The following is a 22,735-nucleotide window of genomic DNA, read 5'->3' on the forward strand; positions in this document are numbered from 1 at the left end:
AATTATGTCGCGAGACGCCTCAAGGCACTCTGGCAGCACCGACCCCTGTCTCGCCAGTCGCCACGACAACCGTATCAAACAGACTAATATCCGTATCGCCAGGAAATGACACATTAAACGAGCCTTCAACGGCAGGTAATGGCCCTAAATCAACGGTCTGTTTAGATAGGTCACCGTTGATGGTCAAATAACCATTAAGCTCACCCTCAGCGTCCGTCGTAAAATTTTGAAAGGCCAGATCACCCCCCACACCAGCGATGATAGCAACGCCTACATTACCGCTGGTTGTATGGTCATTCGTGCCTGAAAAAGCGCCCATAACACTCCTTGTTAGTGATTAGAATATGGCTGATTGTAGAAATCTACTGGAAATTCAATCGATTTCCAACAGATCGGGCCCCATGGCCAGGTTACCAAGATTGGCACTGGATTTAATCAGAGCTGAGCATATAACCCCCAAATCGCCATGGGGCGCAGGTAGTGGCAGGCCCGAAACGTCCCCATGGCAGTAATCGCCTCAGGGGTACGAAATTGTAAACCATGGTCGTAAATTTGCCGTACCACTGCTGCCGTAATTGCCATGGCTTTATCCCGTTTTCCCATCTGGGCCAAAAATGCCGCCAGGCCAAAGTTAATGCCAGTCCAGACCTCTAACTGATGGGTATCATCTGGATTCTCTGGTGAACCATCAGGTTTGACGCCATTAGCGGCACCAATGGCCATACCCAACTGAGCCGCGCTAAACAATCCGGTTTGGGCTCCTTCAAACTTTTGATTCTGGGGCTTAGCATAGTTGGCCGCATATTCGTTGAACTTGACGAAGCAGGCGTCATAGATCGTATCGAGGGCAATATGGATATACTCTTCATCCACAATGTCTGGCAAATCCAGCAGACGCGCACAAAACTGACCACAGAGCTGATCGGCCATCACCACATCAGAGTGACTCTCGGAATCTAGACGATAAAAACTGCCGGTCCATAATTTGTTTTGATAGACAATTTTGCCCTGCTTAATCCAACGCTGATACTGGGATTTGACAATGGCAAAGCTACCGGAGATTTTCTGATGCTGTTGTAAAAGGTCGCCCATTTTGATTGCCGCTGCTAATGCCGCCAGCCAGAGCCCGCCACAGTAGGCACTGACTCCCTTGAGCTGCCAGTCATCAAAGGTTTGATCAGGAGCCCCACCATTTTCAGGCACCCCATCGCCGTCGAGATCAAACAGTTTAAGGTACTGCAATGTTTGAGTCACCGCTGGCCAGCACTCAGCCAGAAACTCAATGTCATCCCCCCCTGTGAGCAGAAAAGCACGATATACCTGCAGCACAAAGTCGCTGGGCAGATCCTTCCACTGATTGCAGTCTTGGTAGCTGGTGTAGTTTGTCGCCTGCCAAGGATGCTCGTTGGGGGCTCCTAAGTCATGGGGGGTAGCGCCTTTCAGCTTTCTAGGAGCGAGATGCTCTGTGTCACCGACGGTGTAGTAGTAACCAATGATGCGCTTTGTCGGGTCTTCTGTGGGAATCGCTCGGGCAAACGCTCGGATAATCGCTTTCTCTAGCTCAGGCCACAGCATCAGCGTTGAAAAGCCCCCGTATAGCCTGACATCCAGGCTTTCATACCAACGGTAGTCCATGCATTCTAAGACGCCAAACTGACCGACCGGGTCGCGATCGCTCGCGGCAGACCATAGGGTACCACCACTGGCCATATCGTAGAGTTCATTAAACAGGGCGAGCTTGAACCAGTCGGGTAGATCAGTGCGTTCTAAAATCGGCTGCTGCCAGTCGATGATTTTTTGCCGCCAGGTTTGATAGTTGGCTAAGGCGTCCTGGGCCAGCTGCCAGGCATTACGACCCGAGCGATCATAGAAGTCTGTGTATCGCCGATAGGCGTGCTTACCAGGGGCAAACTCAGTAACGGGTAAATCCCAGCTGAGGACAAAGGGGAGTGTTTGGGTTTCACCAGGGGCAAGGGTGAATTTTAGTGCGATCGCACATCCCACCTGCCCATCCGCTGCGGCAGACGTTGTATCTGCAACATTCTTGAGAACACCACTAGCCGCAAAGCTTTCCCACAGATCCGTCCCATCCCCATTCGGATTCCAGCAGGTGTGATAAGTTACCCCTGGTGTCCCTGGCACAGCGATACAAAACTGACCATCACCCTCGTTGGGATGACCACTCCAGGCTCCATCCATAACAATGCCAGTCGCGGTTTCAGCCTGAACTAGCTGATTAAAATTGCCAGCGCTCTGCCTCAGTCGCGGCCCATAGTCATAAAACGGACTACCATCCTCCCGCTGCTGAATTTCCGACGAGGCCTCAGCATTGGTAAACCAACCCACCATATTCTGCCAGCTCAGCAAAATGCTCAACGTCATCGGTTGGTCCGTTGGATTATGAGCCGTCCAAACAAACACGGCAACCGGATAGCTGCTTTCTTGATAGTTATCAGGCCAAATGGGCGAAAACTGCTCGCAGGTTAGTTCTGCCTGAAAAACATCCTGGTATGCATACCAGCTGCGGGGATATAAAGCTTTGTAGGTGCCCCCCTGGGCTGCTTGCGAGTGGCGGCTGCCCTCAGCTCGGGCAGGATACCACTGCCAACTACTTAAGCCATCGCCCGCTGTAGCCATGGCATAGGTCTGTGATGCGGTGTCAGTTTCCTCATAAACCGCAAACTGACAAGCCGGAAAATGGTCAAAGATATGCTCGCCACCATCCAAATGCCACAGATTAAAAGTGCCATTGGGAGCCCGACCAATACAGCCTGCCCCCAGACCGCCCAACGGCATACCGTGCTCAGGACCATCATCTAAGTTACTGGCATAGCGAACAATGTAAGGCGTTTCCCATTTCGCGCCGATGGGCCAAGTCCAAGCAACGGAAGGAATTGTAGGGGCGGGCATAGATTACCGTCAAAAACAGCAATCAGCATTCTATAAGGGCGCTGGGCTATGAACAATATAAAAATTAGGTAGGCTTATGGTCACCTCCCTACTTAAACTACGTTAACTTTGTCTCTAAGGTTCAGGTTAACGATTCGGCCAGCGATCTAGGAGAAAGGAGACCGCCCGCCATGCAAAAGGCAAAAAATGTCATCCGTCCCATTAGGCATCTGGGTAATTGGTGCCTGCAAGTTTGGGACGGGGTCAGCGGGAAAGACCATCGGCGCGTCAAGCAACTCAGACATGAGCTGGCTCTCGCCCAAGAAAACACAGCCAATTTGACTCGGCAACTAGCGCAAGCGCAAGCCCAATGTAGGGATCTACAGGGTGTAGTAAACGCCCAGAAGACAACATTAAATGATCGACAAAGAGAATTGGCAGATTGTCAGCAAACACTGGAAGACTCTCTTCAGGAATACAGTGAGCTTTGGCAAGAGTTAGATGAGTGGGTTAGTGAAAGTGATAGCAAAATTAAGTCCCTCAAGGAGGAACTTAGAAATCGCACCTCTGCTTTAGTTAACTGTGAGGCTAATTTCAGTGCCGTTCAACAGTTTAATCTAGAGACTATTGAAGCGATCTCAACAGCCCAAAAGCCTGAGGAGGTGACGCTATCAACAACTTTAGAAAACTGGAAAATTGCATTTGTAGGGGGCCATGCCGCCACCAGACGGGTGGTGATCCAAACCTTGCACGAAGACCATGGCTTAGTCTATGCCCCGGTTGAAATCCCCCCCAGCCGAGAGGTAAGTAGCTCTCAAAAGCAGCTAAAGCAAAAACTTGCTGAGTGTGATCTCATCATTCTTATCGTTCGCTATTGCAACCATTCGCTCACCAAATCCCTCATGCAGCTCAAAGACAAAGGTGCCCTGAAAGGTGAAATTTTGACCCCCAATAGCCGAGGTGTCAGCGGTGTTGTGCGCGATATTCTTACCTTTGTCGCCGAGCACTCAGCCATCGAGGTAGAGCAGATCGGATAGATGATGTTTCGCCCATCAACTAAGCCAGCCTCTAACGAGTACAGTGCCATCCTTAAGCCACTCTAAAGCCAGCCGTTTGCCATACCCAAGATTAGCCCCAGACGAAATAGTTGCCAGCCGATAAAGGCAATTAGCAGTAGGAAAATAATCCGATTGAGTGCGTCTTTAGAGGTATTCATGGCAGGGCAATGGGAGTCTTCTTCAATATAGTGTTTCTTTTTGAAACGGGTTGAGCGGCAATCGTTGAATTTAGTTGAAAGAATCCTCAGCAGCCCACTAGCAACCTTAGGATAGGGACGTAATGCGTCTTTACTTACCTCTATGGCTGATTCGATCCCTATTTTGGCTGATTTAGAACTGCACCCATATTTGGTGGATGGCGAACTGCCATCGGGATTAGCGGGCAAGGTGGGTATCTATGCCATTTTTGACGAAGGCTACGCTCTGCAGTACGTGGGGTATTCACGGGATATCAGTGTGGGGCTGACGCAGCATCTGGTGCGCTGTCCTCAGCAGTGTCACTGGTTTAAGATGCATACGGTGACTCGCCCCAGCCGGACGCTGCTAGAGGAGATTCGTACGGCCTGGCTCGCAGAATATGGCTCAGTACCGCCTGGTAACGCCGATCAGCAATCTGTGTGGGAAAAACCTATTGATGCGAAAGCCTTTATGACTGAGGCAGAAAGGGATGCGATCGCAAACGCTGAACCGTCCCAAACCAATAAACTACTCAAACAGCTGGCCCGTCGGGTCGAAACCGACATCAAAGCCCAGGTCGCAGACCGAGGTGCTCAAATACCAATTAAATTTAATCCCAAGCTCAAAGAACAAGGTCTACTCGCCTTGAAATAAAGCCCCAATACCCCATCCGAATTGGATAAAACCTAGCTTAAATTGGACCATCCTATAGCGGTTGTCCTGGTGTCTGCCCTGAAAGATCGTGTGGGAGCAATTAGCAGTTCCTAAGGGCTTCAGGCAGGGGTATCATTCATAGCCCACAAAACCCAGTCATCTTGCTGGTCTATGATCGTGCCAGGGACATCAGGATGCCAGGCTTGGCGAGTGAGAATGTGGGTTGCCCCAAACTCAGCTGCGATCGCACCCAATTCGGCCCCAGTACGCTGACTAAAAAGATCTTCTAAAACAGCCTCTACAGAGGCAGGTAATTCACCCAGGATGGCAGTCATGCGCTGCTGCCAGGTCACCATCCCCGCATCCGTAAAGGGAAATGCCTTAAAGCTCACCACCACCGAACGTTGGCTATAAAAACGAAACATCCGATCGTCAGGGGGCACTAGCACTAAGGCATCGGCGGGAGCAGTATCGCGAAAGTTTGCCCCCAGTTTTTTAACAGGGTGATCATACAGTGGAGCAAATTTGATCGCTCGATGAACAGGCCCCAAACTGCGATGAACTATCACACCACCCAGATTCAAGCCAACAAACAAAACGCATACAGCAGTGATTACATAAGCCGCTGGGCGCAACCGCTTCACCTGGGCAGGCAACTCCTCTAACAAAAATGGATATGCAAAGCTTAAAAACAGGGCCAAATGGAAAGAATAGGTCACTGTTAGCACAATTAAAAAGAGCGCATAATTCAGCCATGGCAAGCGGTTAACCCATTGATTCACATGTGTCCAAAACGTATTACCACCCGGCTTAATCAGGCTTAAGATGACCACCACCAGAGTCGTCAGTCCACCATAGTTATCGACAACAGGTGCAGCAATTAATAGTAAGGCCAGCGCCTGATTCCCTCGGCGATAGTGTTCGCTGGCATAAACAGCAATCGCCGTCAGCGCCATTAGCAAAATAAAGGGCGTTGTCCGCGCAAACTGTAGTTTGGCCACCGTCGCGATGGGATACACCTCCACAAACCAGTAGCCAATGGCCACTAGCCCACAGCCCATCAGCATGGCAGAGCCAATTGTAATTTTATGATGGGGCTTGAGTTGTCGAGAACCATATAAACAGGCCAAACCTGCCACCAAAAAGTGCACAAACCGCCACCAGCCCTTGACGGAAAATATGGACATGATGATGTGGTGGGGATGTCGCACATAGCCATAGAGCCAAATAAATTCTGAATTGCTGAGCAAATCGCTACTCGTATTACCACTCAGCACCATGGGGCTATAAACCATGCCTGCCAAAATAAGCAGGGCTCCCCACGCCCCTAAAAGCTGTTTTGGCCGTTTGTTACTAAGGCAATAAAAAATCAGAGCCGGAGTAAATAAAACCCCTGGCAACAAACCAATGAGAAACTGCAACAGGCAGCTGACACCAAAGAAGACATAGCCCCGTATCCACTGCTGTTGCAAACAAAAGTAAATCCCCCAAACTGCGATCGCAATAGCATACACACTCGGGTTCGGAGAGCGCCGAAACACATCCGTAAAGCCTATAGTGCCATCGACAACAGCTAAGCCCAGAAACGCTAAAGCAGCCCCAGCCAGTTTGGACTGGCCTAGGGAGCGGCCAATGGCATACAGCCCCAAGCTAAAGCCTGCAAATGAGATCGCAAAGTAAATGAAGCAGACCATCGGCACACTCAAGCCTAGCTTCACCGGTAGCGCTAAAGCATAGTAATAGTAGGACCTCGGTGTGAACTGGAGCATCTCCTGTACATAGAAGTCCTGATTGTAGAGAGTGGGGTCTACCAGAGCCATCACCGCAGGCATCTGATTAAAAACATTCTCTTTTGAGAAGTTGTAACCATAGGCCACTAAGCCACTCAGTGCCATCGCCATCTGCGTTAGCAAAGGAGGCATAGTCATTGTTTTTGCGTTGGCCATCATCCAGTAGATTTCGTGGGGGCTAGGGATCAGGTTAAAACGCAACGGTATCCCTGATCAAAAAAGGGAGCAGACCTATGAGCCGCTCCCTTTGCAAACCTGTTCAGGTTAAAACACAAAATCACGTCCTAAAAAGTGATTCCGAAAACGTTTTCCAAAATGCGCTGCATGATTTGCATGCCAGTCACCGCTTGCCAGCCAAACAACCCAACAATCACAACGTTAAGGCTAATGTGGGTCAAACGAGCGGTTTCGTTACCGCGCTGCATCAGAGGCACTAAGGATGCAGCGATCGCAATCAAACCCGTCATACTCAAACCTGCCAACAGGTGAGGGCCGACAAACAGTTTGCCATTGTTGATATACGTGACCGCCATACCACCGATGGTTCCCAGCACCATCAGCGCCAAAATAATCGAACCCATCTGGTGGTGCTTAATGGCAAACTTGCCTTTGATTAGCTCCTTCTTTTCTTCGCCAGTGGCATAGCGTACCTTACGGCTTTGAATCCCCAGATACATAGCGTAGATAGCGAAACCAAATAAGGCCCACATCAGGATGGGATGGAAAAAATTGAGATAAGGCTTAATCGATTCAATGGTGTCAGGGCTCATGGTGGGTGATTTCTTAACGCGTCATAAAACTTAGTATATGGCGCTCACCCCCATTCCGCTGTCGTATTTGAGCGACTTTCGCCGGAAAATAATGCCTGCACGACGTCTAAACCAGCGGCTTGGCTCAGGTTATTTCAGACCAGATTTGTCAAAATGATTCCATTAGAACGTCTCGGCATTACTCAGTCATCCAACCGCTTCGTTATTCCGATTCACCATGAAGGTAAGTAAACGTTTTGCACTGTTCTTAGCAGTGGGGCTCAGCCTGACGCTGCTTTTTAGTCCCGTGCTGTCAAGTCGGGCAGTCGCACGTCCAGGGCATATCATTCTCCAAAATAGAAATGCCGACACTCCAGGGCAAACGGTAGACCCCACCGACGAGGATGCGGCTGAGGAAACCAGTGATGTCGACAGCACCGGATCGGAAGACCCTGTGGAGGATGACGCCGCCCCTGAGTATGATCCAGCAGCTGCCGCCGTCGAACAGGAAACCTGGTTTCAGCGGGAGATGATCATCGAGGCCGATCAGCTGTATCTAGCCGGTGATATTGCAGCGGCGGAAGACCTTTACCGTGAAGCCAAAACCTTTGGCTGGCGTGATGATGAGGATTTAGAAGATATTCCAGCTGAGCCTTTTAGCGATCCCGCCCAGCTCTCCCCCGGTGGCAGTGTCTACTGGCGTGAGGCTAACCGTGGCATTGAGGCCGGTAGAGAATCCCAAACGTTAATTTCCCTGGGGCTGCTGACGGAGGAAGTGCCGGCATTTATTCCCGGTCATCTGCGCTACGCCGAGCAGCTACAAGCCTATGAGCGTCCAGAGGATGCCGAAATAGCCCTGGACAAGGCTCTGACCCTTTATCCCTATGAGCCCAATTTGCTCAGTGCTCAGATTGATCTGATGATGAGCCAGGAAGAGTGGATCGAAGCGTCCATCGCCTCACGACAGTTTGCGCTGCTTAATCCTGACCATCCTGAAGCCGAGTATTATGGTGGGCTGGCGGACGAAAATCTGAAGCGGTTTAAGTCGGCGACTAATGCCAGAATTCGTGAGAATGCGATCGCAAATATTTTCACAGGAGCCGCTGGCTTTATCCTGACAGGGGGCTTGTATGGTCCGTTTACCGCCCTCAACTCTGGTCTGATCCTACTCCAGGGCGAAAAATCTCTCGGTGCCTCCGTCGCCGCCTCAGCCCGTGAACAGCTCCCCCTCTCTGAAGACGAAGAGCTGTTGTCTTATGTGCGTGGTATTGGCAATAAGCTCGCCGCCGTAGCTGGTCGAGACGACTTTGAATACACCTTTGATGTCATCCTTGACCGCGAACTTAACGCCTTTGCTTTACCCGGCGGCAAAATTTTCATCAATGCTGGAGCCATCCTCGACACCGACTCCGAAGCTGAAATTGCAGGGCTGCTAGGTCACGAAATCTCCCACGCTGTCCTATCCCACGGGTTTCAGATGGTGACACGAGGGAACCTCACCGCCAGTTTGACCCAATACTTACCCTTACCAGGTCTGGTGACCAACGCCATTGTGTCTGGCTATTCCCGCCAGATGGAACGACAAGCCGATATCGTCGGCACCCAAATCCTGGCCTCCAGCGGTTATGCCGCCGACGGCATGCACGGGCTCATGCTGGCCCTAGAAGAACGCTACGGAGATCGGCAGGTGGTACCTTGGCTGTCATCTCACCCCGCCCCCCAAGAACGGGTCGATTATCTGCAAACCATTGTCGAAAACGGTGGCTACAATCGGTATGCCTATGAAGGCGTGCTCGGCCACGAACCAATGCAAATGCGGGCAGAGACAGAACTTGCTGCTTACGAAGCCGAAAATGGCGAAACTATTGAAGATGAGACGGTGGCTGACGACGAAGAAATTGAAAAAGCCGTTGAAGATGTGCAGCAGGAACAGGAAGACGCCATCGAGGCTGAAACAGAATCTAATACTGAAGATGAGGTAGCGGAATAGGTTTTATGGCCTAACTGGCACTCAGCCCAAATCAGTCCCATTTCAACGCTCCCCGTCCATGGGATACACTGTCTCCCATGGAAGCTCAGGAACTACGGCTAGCCAAATATTTCACTGCAGGCATCTCTTTTTTGTTGATTGCTCTGTGGGGTAGTCTTTGGCCATTCACTTGGTGGGATATGTATTCCACAGGGTCTCCCGAAAAGCCACCCACCGAGGTCAGTCGGATTGAACTGCATATTGTAGATAGTACTGGAGAGCAGCACGTTTTACGCCCCATGGACCTCTACACATTAGATGACGACACATCTAACCAAGTCCCTGGGCACAGGCTGATGCACAATGCATTAGCAGATGATGCTGAGCAGCAAGCCATCTATCGTCCTTATCTGATTCAGCAAATAGAATTTGTACTCGATACCCAAATTGAGCAGGTTGAAGCCTGGCACTACTCCTGGCAAGTTGACTTTGCACAACAGCCACCGATTGATATCAATCAACCAGCGCAGACTGTCTTAATTGAGCGCTTTATGGCCCATCCCCCAGACTAATTGTCCCCCCGATTCAAACCCCTATGAATTTTCTTCAGCGTCTTGAGCATCGATATGTTCATTGGCTCACACGCCCTGCCCAAAACGCTGCTGGACGCATGGGTCTCTATCGCATCATCTATAGCTTTTTCTATCTATGGTTTCTTAGTCCTCTGCAGTTTTCTGAACTCAGTCTGGTACCGATCAGCCACTGGGACCCCACCGTCTTATTCAGCGGGCTACCACCCTTGCCAAGCATCGGCTATCCGGTCATGGAAGTATTGCTGGTGATGGCTTTGGTCTTACTGTTACTGGGCTACAAAACCCGTCTGGCCACCCTTGCCGTCTTAGTGATGGGGTTTGGGTTAGCCGCTTTTCGAACTGGGTTTCTCATCCAAGAGCGCACCATCGTCCTGACGGTGTTTTATGTGCCTCTGTTTATGCTGTTTTCTAAATGGGGTGAAACCTACTCCATTGACGCTTTATTAAGGCAAAAGCGAGGCGAGCCTGTCACCTCACCGCACACCTCGTCCTGGCGTTATATTTGGCCAGCCCGTGGGCTCCTGGTAATTTTATCGCTTCTGTTTCTGTCCGCCGCAGTCGTGAAATTTATAGAAGGTGCCTGGCTGGTGCAACCTCGACTCGTGGGTGATTTTATCCTGGCCAAGGGAGTCAAAAGTCATCTCACCAACGGATTCCCCATTCATCCTCTGGGACCTCAAATCGGTCGTACTAATGCCTTGGCGATTCCGTCTCAGTATGTAGTGTTGCTATTTGAAACTTGCTTTGTCTTAGTGCTCTTTAATCGGTTTGCCCAAGCTCTCATATTGCGATTGGCTCCCATTTTTCATAGTTTCAACACGCTGCTTCTGGGTATTCCATTCACATCAGTGCTGAGCATGTATGCAGCTTTTCCAGACTGGCAAGTGCTGTATGACAGATTTTATCCCAAAGCGTTAAGAATCAAAGGTTTAGATCAACTGCCCTCATCCCTTTTAGCCACGGGATCTGTTGGATTGGCAGTGATCATCGGTCTGCTTTGGAATACCACCCCCATTCCCCGTAGTGTGTTTGGCCTGTTTAATTTGCTGAGCTATAAAACCCTTTGGTTTGCCTTACTACCATTTGTATTGCTATGGATTTTTGCCCCCCTTTGGCAACGCCTTCGAGGTCGTAAACCCCTAGTCAGGTATGAACAGCTATAGCTCAACAGGTTTGCCCAGGCAACTTTACCCATTGCCCAGGTAAAGTTGCTTTTGTGATTATTGCGAAATGTAACCTATTCGTTACCTGCAGGCTGCTCGAAGTCGGTGACCTTGGTACACTAGAATCCACGTACGATGCCAGTTTTCTATCGATTTACTGGCCCGCCATCTTAATGCGGTTTCATAGCGCTTTAACCATAAATATCTTGATAGAGGACTCATGGTAGATTCCCTAAGGAAACCTCAGGAAAATACTCAATTTGATGAGCTACGGCCTGGGGTTAAGGCACCTTCGAAAGACACGATCCTCACCCCCCGCTTTTATACCACTGACTTTGACGAAATGGCCGCGATGGACCTATCCGTCAATGAAGATGAGGTACGCGCCATCATAGAAGAGTTTCGTGCGGACTATAACCGCCACCACTTCGTGCGGACCGATGTGTTTGATCAGTCTTGGGAGCACATTGATGGTGAAACCCGAGCGCTGTTCATTGAATTTCTAGAGCGTTCCTGTACGGCTGAATTCTCTGGATTCCTGCTTTACAAGGAGTTAGGCCGTCGTCTCAAGGACACAAATCCCCTTCTAGCTGAAGGCTTTAACCTGATGTCCCGTGATGAAGCTCGCCATGCAGGCTTCCTCAACAAGGCGATGTCGGACTTCAATCTACAGCTAGACCTCGGCTTTTTGACTAAGAGCAAGAGCTACACTTTCTTCAAGCCTAAGTTCATCTTCTACGCCACATACCTGTCTGAAAAGATTGGCTACTGGCGCTACATCACTATTTTCCGTCACTTAGATTCTCATCCTGAGAATCGGATTTATCCTATCTTCCAGTTCTTTGAAAACTGGTGTCAGGATGAAAACCGTCATGGTGACTTCTTCTCGGCCATTATGAAGGCCCAGCCCCAGATCCTCAATGACTGGAAGGCTAAGCTATGGTGTCGCTTCTTCCTGCTGTCGGTATTTGCCACCATGTTCCTGAATGACATTCAGCGCAGTGGCTTCTACGCTTCTCTAGGTCTAGATGCCCGTGAGTACGACATTCACGTTATTAAGAAGACCAACGAGTCAGCAGCTAAGGTCTTCCCTGTGATGTTGAATGTGGAGCATCCTGACTTCTTTAAGCACATGGATACCGCTTCTGATGCTAGCCTGCAGGTGGCTGCAATTGGCAAGAGCAATCAGCCTAAGCCTCTGAAGCTTCTGCGTCAGCTACCCCACATCGCTACCATCGGTGTGAAGATGATTCAGCTGTACTTTATGAAGCCCATCGATATGGCCACTGCTCGTGGCGTTGTTCGCTAGGCATTGATGTCAGTCAATCGGGATTTTTCAATCATCCCAACTTGCAAACGGGACCGTGATGGCAACACGGTCCCGTTTGTTTTTGCTAAGCATCGTCTCGATACCACAGGGCCAAACCTCCTCCCCTTCCCCGAGCAGCGATCCCTTGATGGGTCACCCAAAAGTACTTAAAAAATGCTTGCTCTTTGAGTGGCTGCTGATAAAAACCCTGATCAGCTGTCTCAGGTTTAATCCGACCTTGATATAGGGTAAAACCAGCAATAGCAATCTGGATTTGCGTAAAATCAAACGCCAGGCAATGAGCGTTGGCCCAAAACTTTACTGGACCCGTAAGTTTTAGCTTGAGTTGGCCCAGTGCTACAGAATTTTGCACAGTGCCTTGAGTCTCGTCTGTGGCTTGATAGGCTAGCTGAATTTTAATGAGTTTGGGCAGATAGCGACCTGCCCCCAAGGCAACGCCTGCTTTCTGCCGTGTCTTCTTAGTGCCGGTGATAAACCACAGCCGCCAGGTGCCGGTGAGATCAGCCAATGTGTACTCGGGCTTTGTACTTTTTTCCGTCGCTTGCAGCGCTGTCACCAGATCCCTGGCATTGGGTAGCGCAGCAGATTGACTCTCCTGCGCTTTGGCTGCTTGCTCTAAAACGGCTGTACTGTCGTTCATGGATGTTGCCACGGGCTGCGTTGCAATTTTACGCCCGTTGGTTGGCTGATGCCCTAAAAAATGGTCAAATCCCAGTCAGCATCGGTGAGCCCATCGGTGCCGACTAACTGGACGCGAATGTTGAGGTAGCGATCGCAATAAACCTTACATTGCTTGTAACGGGGATTGGGACTACCAAAGATCGCATCTTGCTCTGCATAGCCCTTGAGCAAATCAATGCGCTCCGATTCCGAAAGCATTTTCAACTCATCTGATTGTGTCGATATGGTCATAATTTACCTAGGCATCAATATAATTCCCTCCCAGGCTAGAGCCAACTTTTCGGCGGATGGAAGACTCTCCCAAAAAGCTTAATCTCCTCGACTGATCCCCATCCCAAATACCTAAATCAGTTACATCCCTATAAAATTCTCAGCTGACTTTCACACACCCTTGGTAAGCTAAAACGGCTTATACAGCAATCAACCAACCAATAACTTTGATAATGGCCAGCTATCGTCTTGAGCGCATCCACCTCGAAGTCACCAACGTTTGCAACTTCAAGTGCGACTTCTGCCCAGACGCTATCATGGAGCGCAAGCGCGGTCATATGGATCTGCAGCTGCTAGAAAAAGCCCTTGATGAGATTGCCGAGGGACAACTGGCCAAGATCGTTGCCTTTCATTTAATGGGAGAACCCCTAATTTACCCCCATATCTTTACAGCCATTGACATGGCATTAACGAGAGGACTCAACCTGCACCTCACCACCAACGGCAGTACCTTTCATATTCATCCCCATCACCGCCAACAGCTGATTGCCTCTGGGATTCCCAAGGTAACAATCTCGCTCCAAACGCCAGATCCGGTCACCTTTATCATTCGAGGTGCTCCCCCAAAACTTAAACCCGAACAGTATTTTGATGGGATCACTCAATACGTCAGGGCGAATCTGGCCGCTCCCAACTCCCCAACCCGAGTACACCTGAAGTTTCTAGACACCACACCTCATCCATTTTTGGTCCCCCACAAGCAAATGCATGTGGTTGAAGGTAAAGCTCAGATGCAGCAGGAGCTAACGGCATGGGCTGACCGTCTTCTGGATGGCTATGTAGAGCGCCCCAGTGACGATGACCTGCGTCAACGCATCGCCCGCCATAAACCAGGCCGATGGCAAGTGATCGAACTCACACCAAAACTGGCCCTGGAAACCTTTCCCCTAGACAGCTGGGGCAATGTGGAGAGCACTGACGTCGTTCCGGCTAAATTTGGCTACTGTAACGGCACATCAGACCAAGCCGGGATTTTATACGACGGGACTGTTGTCCCCTGCTGTAAGGATTATGACGGTCAAATCCCGCTAGGAAACCTACGCAACCATTCGCTCACCGATATTCTAGATACTCAACAGCCGGCCTGTGGTCTGCGTCAGGGATTTAATCGCTTTCAAGTCACTAATCCCATTTGTCAACGTTGCATGGGGGCTGATACATCTCAAAAGGCACTGCTACGGCAGGCGGGTTCAATTGCATATTTCAAAGTCTATAACCCGATTATGAAACGCTTACAGCCAGGATGGGGGGAAGTCTGACATCGCTTCAGCAACGGTGGCAGTGCTAGCCAAAGCTCTGGGAAAAAACCAGAGCAGCGGTAGAATGAAGTGCAAACTTACTGCTTAGATTCTCATGATACGGCGACTCATACGGCGTTTTCTACACTGGCTGAGGCACATATTAGCCCGAGTGAGAGGCCAAAAAAGCCGTCATCGCCATCCAGTATCCCCGGAACAACGACCGCAATTACCTCCCTATCGGGAGCAGCCGCTTAACCAGCGAACCGCATCTCCACAAACACTGTCAACCTCCCAACCGCCACCCCCATCGTCAGTAGAACAGAGTTCTCACCCATCATCTCCTCCAGAACAACCAACCTCGCGGCCCAATGCCGCAGCCAACCGAGCTCCTAATCCATCCCGATTCAAAGTTCTGCTGAGTGATTATAACTATTCTCCTAGCTCAGCTGTACAAAACTTAAGCCATCAGCTATCGCGGCCCATCTCTCAATCTGCTCCTATCCCACCCACTCCAAACCCCGGTCTGGATACAGGCAACACCAACACCCACCAAGATCAAACTAAGCCAACATCTCCTCCCTTAGCTCACCCAACAGAACACAAAAAAGAGCCCATTAGTCAAACAGAGGAGACACCCTTAAATCTCTCTTCCATAGATAGCAAACTGCAGCCCAGGAGAAAAACGACCAGTACCGAGACACAGCAGCCTCACTCGACCCTTTTGGCAGATGTTTCTCAGCTATCAACCGAACAGATTCCGCAGCCTGCTCACCATACCCCTCTCCCCATTCCCAAAACTCCAGCTATTGAGACCGGAGTAGTTATCAAACAGGGTGTTGTCAAGTTGTTATTTAAACTTAAAAAGAATAATCACCACGGCTATATTGCGCCCAATGATGGTTCAAAAGACATTATCTTTCACAAGAAATATATTGGCGATGATGTGTTTTCTCAATTAGAGCGTGGCATGGCGGTTGAGGTTACTGCCCATATCACTGAGGGTAAAGCCTATGCAGATCAAATTCGGATTCTATAGGCCTCAGTTAGTCATGACCGATAGCGAAGAATGAGTCATAGTCACCCCATCACCGACCATAGCTAAAAAAAAATTAATACTATAAATTATTAGTTCAAGTTTTTTGAACTTAGAATTTGGATTAGTTGTTTTTCTATTCAATTATGGTTGCTATTGCAATAGTGTACTTTTCTGGTCAAGGGCATACTCACTTGATGGCTGAAGCCCTGGCTCAAGGTGTAGCGGCAGCTGGTGGCAATCCCCATCTGCTGAGGATTATGGGTGAACAAATTGTGAACGGTCGCTGGCAAGATGAAACGATTTTGACAACCCTCAGTACGGCAGATGGCATCGTTTTTGGCTCTCCGACCTACATGGGAGGTATAGCAGGTCAGTTTAAGTGCTTTATTGATGCCGCTAGCGCCACCTGGTTTCAACAAGGCTGGAAAGATAAGATTGCTGGAGGATTTACCCACTCTGGCTCCCCTAGTGGAGATAAGCAAGGAACGCTGCTGTATCTGGCGATCAATGCAGCCCAGCACGGCATGATTTGGGTAGGCAGTACAGAAATGCCCAACCCAGAAACCGGTGTGAATCGTTTGGGTTCTTTTATGGGACCGATGGGCCAAAGCTATCTAGATATGAGCGATGCCCCTGCTCAAGTCGAACCCGGTGATTTAGAATCGGCTAAGCTCTATGGACAACGCTTAGTCGCTGTAACCAAGAAGATAGCCGTCTAAGTCGTCGTCACAATTGTCTGGTCTCCCCCAAAGCTCCATCTCGTATTACCGTAGAGGGTGGCGCATTTGTGCCCACTGTCAAAAGGAGTCCTTAGGATGATTCAAGCTGTACGCACCTCAGTTGATTGGAACCTGCTGGCTGATCAAGCCCTGGCCGGTCAGAGGATTGACCACCAAGATGCCCTGAGGGTGCTGCAGGCCGACGACACAGAGATTTTGGCACAGCTGGCAGCTGCCTATCGAGTCCGACATCACTACTGGGGCAATCGAGTGCGGTTGCACTTTTTGCTCAATGCCCAAAGCGGTCTTTGTCCTGAAGACTGTCACTACTGTTCGCAGTCCAAAATTTCGTCAGCAGAGATTGAAAAATATCCGCTGATGGCCAAAGATCGGATCTTGGCGGCGGCCGATCGGGCGCATCAGCTGAAGGCGGGAACTTTTTGCATGGCCATCTCAGGCCGCACACCGTCGCCGAAAACATTTGAACAAGTTTTAGAAGCAGTACGAGCGGTCAAAGCCGATTATCCGATGCGGGTTTGTACCACTCTGGGTCTGTTGAATGAAGACCAAGCGCAGCAACTCAAGGCTGCTGGCGTTGACCGGATTAACCACAACCTCAATACCGCAGAGGCGCATCACGATGAAATTTGCACAACCCACGGGTACCAGGATCGCTTAGCCACGGTACAAGCGGTACAAGCGGCAGGATTGACCACGTGCTCTGGCGGTATTTTGGGTATGGGTGAATCAGATGAAGATATTGTCAATCTGGCTTGCTCTTTGCGACAGCTGAATGTGACTAGCGTCCCGGTCAATTTTTTGATTCCCATTGAAGGGACTCCATTTGCCGGACGTAGTGAATTGACTCCCCAGCGCTGTTTACGGATTTTGTGTCTATTCCGGTTTTTATTGCCATCCCAGGAAATCCGCATCGCGGGTGGGCGTGAAGTACATTTGCGATCGCAGCAACCCCTAGCCCTCTATCCAGCCAACTCCATTTTTGTCGGTGATTATCTAACCACAGCCGGACAAAGTGCTACACAGGACTACGCCATGGTAAGAGATGCCGGATTTACCCTGGAGGCACCTGACGGTAGTCCACTCCCGGAAAATGATGGATAAACCCTGATTGATGTAAATTAGTAAACATAGTCAGCACATGTATCCAAAACCACACCGATCAGTTGTGATGGTCAACATAGTGTCATCCACCGATCATTAGTAGTTATCTGGGTATGCTAAACGTTCCGAAATAGAGTCACTACACCATTTTTTTCCCACATCTATTGTTGCCATAAATCTTACTTAAAGCATTGGAAAATCCTACCGATAGACGTGTTGCCCATAGGTATGGAGAAGGCATACTAGAGCAATACGCAGTCTGGTAGCTGGTATTTGACGCTGATTTTTTGCGTTATACCTTCGCTCTTGGGACTAGTGCGGTAAGAACACACTATTCACACCACAAAAAAACAACTGTTATGACCCGTCGCATTTTCATTGGTGATATTCATGGCCATTATGACGGTTTAATGCGGCTACTTGAAGCAGTAGATTTAGATCTTCAAGATGATGTCTACTTTGTTGGCGATCTGATTGATCGAGGACCTCAGAGCCGTCAAGTCGTCGATTATGTTCGTAAAAACGGTCACCAGTGTGTGATGGGAAACCATGAGCAGCTACTCCTCGAAGCCTTTCCAAACGGCGAAGCCCACATGCCTGCGTTCCAGGGCTGGCTCTACAGCGGCGGACAGTCCACACTATCCAGCTACACTAGCGTTGATGACCTATTTGACCATGTCAACTGGATTAAAGACCTACCGCTATATCTCGATTTGGGGGACGTCTGGCTCGTTCATGCAGGTTTAAATCCGCAGCGCACCCTGGCAGAACAAACCAGCCATGAATATTGCTGGATTCGTGACCTTTTCCATAGCCACAAGCAGCCCTATTTTTCCGACAAACTGATTATTACCGGTCATACTATTACCTTCACTCTACCTGGTATCGAGCCTGGAGAAATCGCGAGGGGTCCGGGTTGGGTAGATATTGATACCGGTGCCTACCACCCTAAAAGCGGTTGGTTAACAGCCTTTGACGTAGACAACGCCATGGTCTATCAGTTCAACGTCTTCAGCAACATGTTGCGGATGCGCCCCACCAACGAAGCCGAAGCCATAGTGGCTCAGCACAAAATTAAGCAGCGTTCTAGCCAGCTGGTCAATTCCTAAGTTGAACCAACTCATTGCCAACAACTGAGCTCTCAATCCTAATCCAAAAAATCCGATGGCTTTTTGATATTCTTGAACGTCCGAGATAGGCTATCGCGACGGATAGGCTTGCTTAGATAATCATTCATACCCACCTTCAGACAATAGTCGCGGTCTTCAGAACTTGCATTAGCCGTCATCGCAATAATCCAAGGCTGTGAGATTTGCGCCCCCATCTGACGAATACGGCGAGTAGCCTCCACACCTCCCATCTGGGGCATGCGCATATCCATGAGGACGACATCGTAATGTCTCTGCTCAACAGCTTCAATTGCTGCGCCGCCAGTGGCTACGGTATCTGCCTGGTGCCCCAACAGCTGCAACATATGTTGAGCCACTCGCTGATTGACCGGATTATCGTCAGCAATTAATACCTTCAAGCTCATGGACGAGGACTCGGCATCATTACCCATCTCTACGGACGAGTCAGTCTTTGGACCAGAGGGTGATTCTGGACGTACATGCATCAACGCCCGATACAATGCCGCTTGCTTAATGGGTTTCCAGACGATCGCCATGTCAGACCGTTCATCTTGACTAAAATTTTCCCGGATGTCAGCTAACAAAATCAATGGCATTGCCGGTTTATCCATCGCCTGTCTCAGCGATTCAACAGCGCTCATGCTGTCAAGCTTAGTGATCGCCGCATCCAAAATCGCCCCGTCAAACTGCTGGCCTTGCTGTACCAGCAACAAGGCTTCCGCTACGCTACGACAGAAGATAACCTCAATGTCTAACGCTTCCAACTGCCATCCTAAATTTGTGCGGCGGGTAATATTTTTATCAATCACCAATATTCGTTGCTTGGCCCAGCTAACAAGGGTAGCCGGTCGTTCCGGCTGAATAGTCACAGGATCAACCTGGGCTCGAATAGTAAAGAAAAATGTACTGCCTTTATTCACCTCGCTTTCAACCCACAAACGCCCACCCATGGTTTCTGCCAAGCGTTGACTAATGGTCAACCCAAGACCAGTTCCGCCATATTTACGAGTTGTCGATGTGCTGGCTTGACGGAACGGTTCAAAAATATGGGATAGCCGATCGGCTGGAATACCAATACCAGTATCTCGCACAGCAAATAGCAACAGAACAGATTGAGCAGCGGGATGGGCTCGACGGATTACCGGTACACCTAAATCGTCGCTAGGCGCTAACTGCACCAGCAGTGCCACTTCACCCTGGGCGGTAAATTTAACAGCATTGCTCAGCAGATTAAGCAAAATCTGTCGCAGCCGAATCGGATCACTAATAATGACGGGTGGAGTCTTAGGATGAACCATGTAGACCAAATCCAGAGGTTTATTAGCCGCACGGGTCGCAACAATATCTAGACTCTCTTCAACAGCATTACGCAGATTAACCGGATGTTCCTCAAGAATCAGACGACCCGCTTCAATTTTAGAAAAGTCAAGCACATCGTTAATAAGTGCCAATAGAGCCTGACTACTGTTTTGAATGGTCTCGCTAAATTCTCGTTGCCTCGGATCAAGCGGTGTTTCTTGCATCATTTCTGAAACACCGATGATGGCATTTAACGGCGTGCGTAGTTCATGGCTCATGGTGCCTAAAAACTCATTGCGTGCTTGAAACATAGCACTACTACGCAGACGATCAGTAAAAATAATCAACCCTTCTGTAAGGCTCAGTAGCACAATTGGCGTGACAACTGGCAGCACATAGTTGTAATAGCGTGCGCCTAAACACAGGGCCAACCACAGCATTACACTCAGAGCCCAAAGCGCTACCTGTCGTAGAAACGAGCATCCCTGTAGGCCCCAGCTAAGCAGTGGTCCAGCCAACAAAATGGCCAACAAAATCCACTGCTGGTTAAGCACTTGTAGCCGATTATCTTCTAAAAGATTGTGCATAACAGCTACATGCACATAGACGCCACCGACGGGGTCATTACTATTAAACGGTGTTCGTAACTGTTGATCGATCGCGGTACCTGTAGAGCCGACAAAAACAATCTTATCTTTAAGATTATTTTTAGGGATCTTACCGTCAAGAACATCGACAAGACTGAAATAAGCTAATGAGCCATCTTGTACAGGAGCAGGCCAATTAATATCGAGCTGGTGCTCCGATGGTAAATCGAGAATATCTACAGTTAAGCTGTAAGCGTAGGCCGTGGCCAGCGCCAGCGAACGACTATTGGCAATGTAGAGAACATGGCGTCGGGTAATGCCATCAATATCGGGTTCTTGATGAATGTGACCGATTGCGATCGCATTTTGACGCAATTGAGCAGTGGGCTGTAGCGGTTGATTATCACTTTCATTAGCTGTGGCTAAAACAACGCCACCATGATCGCTGATCGATTGGGCCAGAGCCTGATCATCAGGTCCAGGTTCAGGCATCAAAATATCAAACGATACCAGTTTGGCACCAGCCTCAGTCAACGTTTGAATTAACTGAGTGTAGTACTGTCTTGATAACGGAAATTGCCCCAGTTTTCGGAGCGTAGGGTCATCAATCCCAATCACCACCAGCTCTTCATTCCACGACTGAGAACCCCGTAAACGAGTGAGCGAATCAGCCGCTAAGTTCTCAAGATGCTTAAAAGCCCCCAGGGAAGACAGCGAAACAACAATTCCGCTTACCAATAGTCCTGGTAACAAAGGCTCGCATCGCCGTAATACTTTACTCCAGTTAGGGAACCACCAACTCATAGACCTGCATTTTGCCAAGAGGGGTAACAACAGTTACCTCAATACGTTGATCAGTAATTGGCAGCTCCAATGCAAAGTTGCCATCTTGATCAATTTCTTGAGTTTCATCATCAATAACTAATAAATTAACTGGGGCAGTACGGCCTTCGACAACAACCGTGGACTGCCCCTCCCGCCGTTGGCGCTCCAGGCGCAACAGATTCAAACCTGGATCTTCTGTAATCGGTACAGGCGTAGACGGAGGTTCTCCTGGCACCGTGAAATTCTGAAACCCAGCATTGACCGGCACCGACACACCTTGAGCCTCAGAGACCACCAGCCCTTCTTCAACAACCAGGGACGAACGACCACTGGGTTGAATAGCAATGCCAAAGTTGGTGCCCCTGACACCGTTTACACCAGCTGGTGTGCGAATCTCCAAACGAGAATCGGGATTGGTGAAGGGTCGAACAAACACCCTGGCCTGGCCACGATCAACATCTAGCTCAGTAACTTTGCCTCCCCTTGGCGTAGTGTAGAGTTCGGTAATTCTCAGGGATGAATTCTCAGAAACACTGACAAAGCCCACTTGAGTATCAACCGCCAGTCGAGCCAGCGCTCCTGCCCCTGTGCGAACACCATCACCAATAGCTTCTAAGCGTTGACCAACTTGCGCCGGACGCCACTGCCCCCCACGGAGAAAATCCACTGAACCACTAATATTGCGCAGCTCTAGCCAGCGGTTGACCCGGACTGAAAGAGGCCGGGCATTTGTTTCAAGTGAAATCCCAGCCACGGCAATGGCTACGCTAGTGAGCAATGCCAGACGATGTGGCCGTAGATGACGAAATAGTATGCTGCGATTGAACCCAACCATAGTTGTAGGCCCTTTTATACCTAGTGTGCACAGATTACCAGCTAAATCATGGCATGGCTCTTCAGCCACAACCCAGGTGGTCATAACAATGGCCTGGGGATTCAGGCCATTTGGCCGAACACTTTGTCAGTCAGAGATTTTGGGCTCCTGTTAAAACGGAAAGCTCACAAGGAATAACGCTTATTGTCTCAAACGAGAGCGATGAATTATACGCACATCAATATTGAGAGACTCGTCAATTTGCTCAGTCAACTCTTTAGCATCTCTATAGTTATTAAAAGAAGCAATATGAATGTAGCTACCTAACCTGGAGGACGTTAAAAACGCATCTGGAATACAGGCACGAATTGCTGACAAGCTATCCTCAAGATCATGAGTCAACAGAACAATATAAGGGCGGCCACTCACCTGGCCAATTACAATTCTGTCATCGTTCTCAAAAGTATTAAATTCTTGAGGAGATACTAGAAAACCACAATCAGCAGATTCCTGTGACTGAGCTGAGGCCATAACACTCGGCAATATCAGGAGGGTGCTCGCCGTAGCCAAACAACAAATGAACTTTTGAAAAGGGTTCAAATCTGTATCACCAATACTAAGAGACATCTAATGATACCT

The 22,735-nt window shown here is 49.4% G+C and carries 20 protein-coding genes; 11 read left to right on the forward strand and 9 right to left on the reverse strand.

Translation table 11 applies throughout. The features are described from left to right. Positions 1 to 19: 19 nt before the first annotated feature. Positions 20 to 319, reverse strand: a complete 300-nt coding sequence (locus N836_RS72315; protein WP_023077100.1) for a hypothetical protein — start codon at positions 317 to 319, stop codon at positions 20 to 22. A 116-nt stretch (positions 320 to 435) separates the two neighbouring features. Next, positions 436 to 2,910, reverse strand: coding sequence for a GH116 family glycosyl hydrolase (locus N836_RS72320; protein WP_023077101.1), 2,475 nt, complete (start codon positions 2,908 to 2,910; stop codon positions 436 to 438). 170 nt (positions 2,911 to 3,080) lie between these two features. Here N836_RS72320 and N836_RS72325 point away from each other — a divergent pair, with 170 nt between their 5' ends. After that, entirely contained in the window at positions 3,081 to 3,926 is an 846-nt protein-coding gene (locus tag N836_RS72325) for a hypothetical protein (RefSeq protein WP_023077102.1), read from the forward strand. Between the two features lie 321 nt (positions 3,927 to 4,247). Next, on the forward strand, positions 4,248 to 4,778 hold the full coding sequence (locus N836_RS72330; protein ID WP_023077104.1) for a GIY-YIG nuclease family protein: 531 nt from the start codon (positions 4,248 to 4,250) through the stop codon (positions 4,776 to 4,778). Positions 4,779 to 4,897: 119 nt separating this feature from the next. Here N836_RS72330 and N836_RS72335 read toward each other — a convergent pair whose 3' ends face one another. Together N836_RS72335 and N836_RS72340 are read right to left on the reverse strand one after the other, a co-directional pair. Further along, a complete protein-coding gene (locus N836_RS72335) occupies positions 4,898 to 6,706 on the reverse strand; it encodes a DUF6798 domain-containing protein (RefSeq protein ID WP_161635069.1) in 1,809 nt (602 codons plus the stop codon). A gap of 146 nt (positions 6,707 to 6,852) precedes the next feature. Further along, positions 6,853 to 7,338 carry a DUF4079 domain-containing protein gene (locus tag N836_RS72340; RefSeq protein WP_023077106.1) on the reverse strand — a complete coding sequence of 162 codons (486 nt, stop codon included), beginning with the start codon at positions 7,336 to 7,338 and terminating at the stop codon, positions 6,853 to 6,855. 217 nt (positions 7,339 to 7,555) lie between these two features. Between N836_RS72340 and N836_RS72345 the strand changes: the two genes are divergently transcribed. From N836_RS72345 to acsF, 4 genes are all read left to right on the forward strand, one after another. Then, the gene (locus tag N836_RS72345; RefSeq protein WP_023077107.1) at positions 7,556 to 9,307 is read left to right on the forward strand and encodes a M48 family metallopeptidase; all 1,752 of its coding nucleotides are present in this window, start codon (positions 7,556 to 7,558) and stop codon (positions 9,305 to 9,307) included. A 77-nt stretch (positions 9,308 to 9,384) separates the two neighbouring features. Beyond that, the gene (locus N836_RS72350; RefSeq protein WP_023077108.1) at positions 9,385 to 9,858 is read left to right on the forward strand and encodes a hypothetical protein; all 474 of its coding nucleotides are present in this window, start codon (positions 9,385 to 9,387) and stop codon (positions 9,856 to 9,858) included. A gap of 23 nt (positions 9,859 to 9,881) precedes the next feature. Continuing rightward, on the forward strand, positions 9,882 to 11,042 hold the full coding sequence (locus tag N836_RS72355; protein ID WP_023077109.1) for a hypothetical protein: 1,161 nt from the start codon (positions 9,882 to 9,884) through the stop codon (positions 11,040 to 11,042). 220 nt (positions 11,043 to 11,262) lie between these two features. Beyond that, the gene (gene acsF, locus N836_RS72360) at positions 11,263 to 12,351 is read left to right on the forward strand and encodes a magnesium-protoporphyrin IX monomethyl ester (oxidative) cyclase (protein WP_023077110.1); all 1,089 of its coding nucleotides are present in this window, start codon (positions 11,263 to 11,265) and stop codon (positions 12,349 to 12,351) included. A gap of 85 nt (positions 12,352 to 12,436) precedes the next feature. On the opposite strand, the gene N836_RS72365 is transcribed toward acsF, so the two are convergent. Both N836_RS72365 and N836_RS72370 read right to left on the reverse strand, forming a co-directional pair. Further along, complete coding sequence (locus tag N836_RS72365; RefSeq protein WP_200867487.1) at positions 12,437 to 13,024, reverse strand: PAP/fibrillin family protein; 588 nt, start codon at positions 13,022 to 13,024, stop codon at positions 12,437 to 12,439. Positions 13,025 to 13,065: 41 nt separating this feature from the next. Next, on the reverse strand, positions 13,066 to 13,284 hold the full coding sequence (locus N836_RS72370) for a hypothetical protein (RefSeq protein ID WP_031294825.1): 219 nt from the start codon (positions 13,282 to 13,284) through the stop codon (positions 13,066 to 13,068). Positions 13,285 to 13,496: 212 nt separating this feature from the next. Between N836_RS72370 and N836_RS72375 the strand changes: the two genes are divergently transcribed. The 5 genes from N836_RS72375 (at position 13,497) to N836_RS72395 (ending at position 18,550) form a co-directional block, all read left to right on the forward strand. Further along, on the forward strand, positions 13,497 to 14,582 hold the full coding sequence (locus N836_RS72375) for a radical SAM/SPASM domain-containing protein (protein WP_031294826.1): 1,086 nt from the start codon (positions 13,497 to 13,499) through the stop codon (positions 14,580 to 14,582). Positions 14,583 to 14,676: 94 nt separating this feature from the next. After that, positions 14,677 to 15,600, forward strand: a complete 924-nt coding sequence (locus N836_RS72380) for a cold shock domain-containing protein (protein ID WP_081717032.1) — start codon at positions 14,677 to 14,679, stop codon at positions 15,598 to 15,600. Positions 15,601 to 15,743: 143 nt separating this feature from the next. Continuing rightward, the gene (locus N836_RS72385; protein ID WP_023077116.1) at positions 15,744 to 16,319 is read left to right on the forward strand and encodes a flavodoxin family protein; all 576 of its coding nucleotides are present in this window, start codon (positions 15,744 to 15,746) and stop codon (positions 16,317 to 16,319) included. 96 nt (positions 16,320 to 16,415) lie between these two features. Further along, on the forward strand, positions 16,416 to 17,441 hold the full coding sequence (bioB, locus tag N836_RS72390) for a biotin synthase BioB (protein ID WP_023077117.1): 1,026 nt from the start codon (positions 16,416 to 16,418) through the stop codon (positions 17,439 to 17,441). A 359-nt stretch (positions 17,442 to 17,800) separates the two neighbouring features. Then, positions 17,801 to 18,550, forward strand: a complete 750-nt coding sequence (locus N836_RS72395; protein WP_023077118.1) for a metallophosphoesterase family protein — start codon at positions 17,801 to 17,803, stop codon at positions 18,548 to 18,550. Positions 18,551 to 18,588: 38 nt separating this feature from the next. On the opposite strand, the gene N836_RS74085 is transcribed toward N836_RS72395, so the two are convergent. The 3 genes from N836_RS74085 to N836_RS72405 all read right to left on the reverse strand — a co-directional run bounded on the left by N836_RS74085 (position 18,589) and on the right by N836_RS72405 (position 22,723). Continuing rightward, positions 18,589 to 21,261, reverse strand: coding sequence for a CHASE2 domain-containing protein (locus N836_RS74085; RefSeq protein ID WP_023077119.1), 2,673 nt, complete (start codon positions 21,259 to 21,261; stop codon positions 18,589 to 18,591). Continuing rightward, complete coding sequence (locus N836_RS72400) at positions 21,242 to 22,117, reverse strand: FecR family protein (protein ID WP_161635070.1); 876 nt, start codon at positions 22,115 to 22,117, stop codon at positions 21,242 to 21,244. The genes N836_RS74085 and N836_RS72400 overlap by 20 nt, the downstream gene beginning before the upstream one ends. Positions 22,118 to 22,297: 180 nt before the next feature. After that, on the reverse strand, positions 22,298 to 22,723 hold the full coding sequence (locus N836_RS72405) for a hypothetical protein (protein WP_023077121.1): 426 nt from the start codon (positions 22,721 to 22,723) through the stop codon (positions 22,298 to 22,300). Positions 22,724 to 22,735 lie beyond the last annotated feature (12 nt).

The sequence above is a fragment of the Leptolyngbya sp. Heron Island J genome, from assembly GCF_000482245.1.
Taxonomy (GTDB): Bacteria; Cyanobacteriota; Cyanobacteriia; order Phormidesmidales; family Phormidesmidaceae; genus Leptothoe.

What these genes read in the sequence shown, in the direction of transcription:
- N836_RS72315 (WP_023077100.1), bottom strand. Translation starts at nt 319, where the DNA reads ATGGGCGCTTTTTCAGGCACGAATGACCATACAACCAGCGGTAATGTA.
- N836_RS72320 (WP_023077101.1), bottom strand. Translation starts at nt 2,910, where the DNA reads ATGCCCGCCCCTACAATTCCTTCCGTTGCTTGGACTTGGCCCATCGGC.
- N836_RS72325 (WP_023077102.1), top strand. Translation starts at nt 3,081, where the DNA reads ATGCAAAAGGCAAAAAATGTCATCCGTCCCATTAGGCATCTGGGTAAT.
- N836_RS72330 (WP_023077104.1), top strand. Translation starts at nt 4,248, where the DNA reads ATGGCTGATTCGATCCCTATTTTGGCTGATTTAGAACTGCACCCATAT.
- N836_RS72335 (WP_161635069.1), bottom strand. Translation starts at nt 6,706, where the DNA reads ATGACTATGCCTCCTTTGCTAACGCAGATGGCGATGGCACTGAGTGGC.
- N836_RS72340 (WP_023077106.1), bottom strand. Translation starts at nt 7,338, where the DNA reads ATGAGCCCTGACACCATTGAATCGATTAAGCCTTATCTCAATTTTTTC.
- N836_RS72345 (WP_023077107.1), top strand. Translation starts at nt 7,556, where the DNA reads ATGAAGGTAAGTAAACGTTTTGCACTGTTCTTAGCAGTGGGGCTCAGC.
- N836_RS72350 (WP_023077108.1), top strand. Translation starts at nt 9,385, where the DNA reads ATGGAAGCTCAGGAACTACGGCTAGCCAAATATTTCACTGCAGGCATC.
- N836_RS72355 (WP_023077109.1), top strand. Translation starts at nt 9,882, where the DNA reads ATGAATTTTCTTCAGCGTCTTGAGCATCGATATGTTCATTGGCTCACA.
- acsF (WP_023077110.1), top strand. Translation starts at nt 11,263, where the DNA reads ATGGTAGATTCCCTAAGGAAACCTCAGGAAAATACTCAATTTGATGAG.
- N836_RS72370 (WP_031294825.1), bottom strand. Translation starts at nt 13,284, where the DNA reads ATGACCATATCGACACAATCAGATGAGTTGAAAATGCTTTCGGAATCG.
- N836_RS72375 (WP_031294826.1), top strand. Translation starts at nt 13,497, where the DNA reads ATGGCCAGCTATCGTCTTGAGCGCATCCACCTCGAAGTCACCAACGTT.
- N836_RS72380 (WP_081717032.1), top strand. Translation starts at nt 14,677, where the DNA reads ATGATACGGCGACTCATACGGCGTTTTCTACACTGGCTGAGGCACATA.
- N836_RS72385 (WP_023077116.1), top strand. Translation starts at nt 15,744, where the DNA reads ATGGTTGCTATTGCAATAGTGTACTTTTCTGGTCAAGGGCATACTCAC.
- bioB (WP_023077117.1), top strand. Translation starts at nt 16,416, where the DNA reads ATGATTCAAGCTGTACGCACCTCAGTTGATTGGAACCTGCTGGCTGAT.
- N836_RS72395 (WP_023077118.1), top strand. Translation starts at nt 17,801, where the DNA reads ATGACCCGTCGCATTTTCATTGGTGATATTCATGGCCATTATGACGGT.
- N836_RS74085 (WP_023077119.1), bottom strand. Translation starts at nt 21,261, where the DNA reads ATGAGTTGGTGGTTCCCTAACTGGAGTAAAGTATTACGGCGATGCGAG.
- N836_RS72400 (WP_161635070.1), bottom strand. Translation starts at nt 22,117, where the DNA reads ATGGTTGGGTTCAATCGCAGCATACTATTTCGTCATCTACGGCCACAT.
- N836_RS72405 (WP_023077121.1), bottom strand. Translation starts at nt 22,723, where the DNA reads ATGTCTCTTAGTATTGGTGATACAGATTTGAACCCTTTTCAAAAGTTC.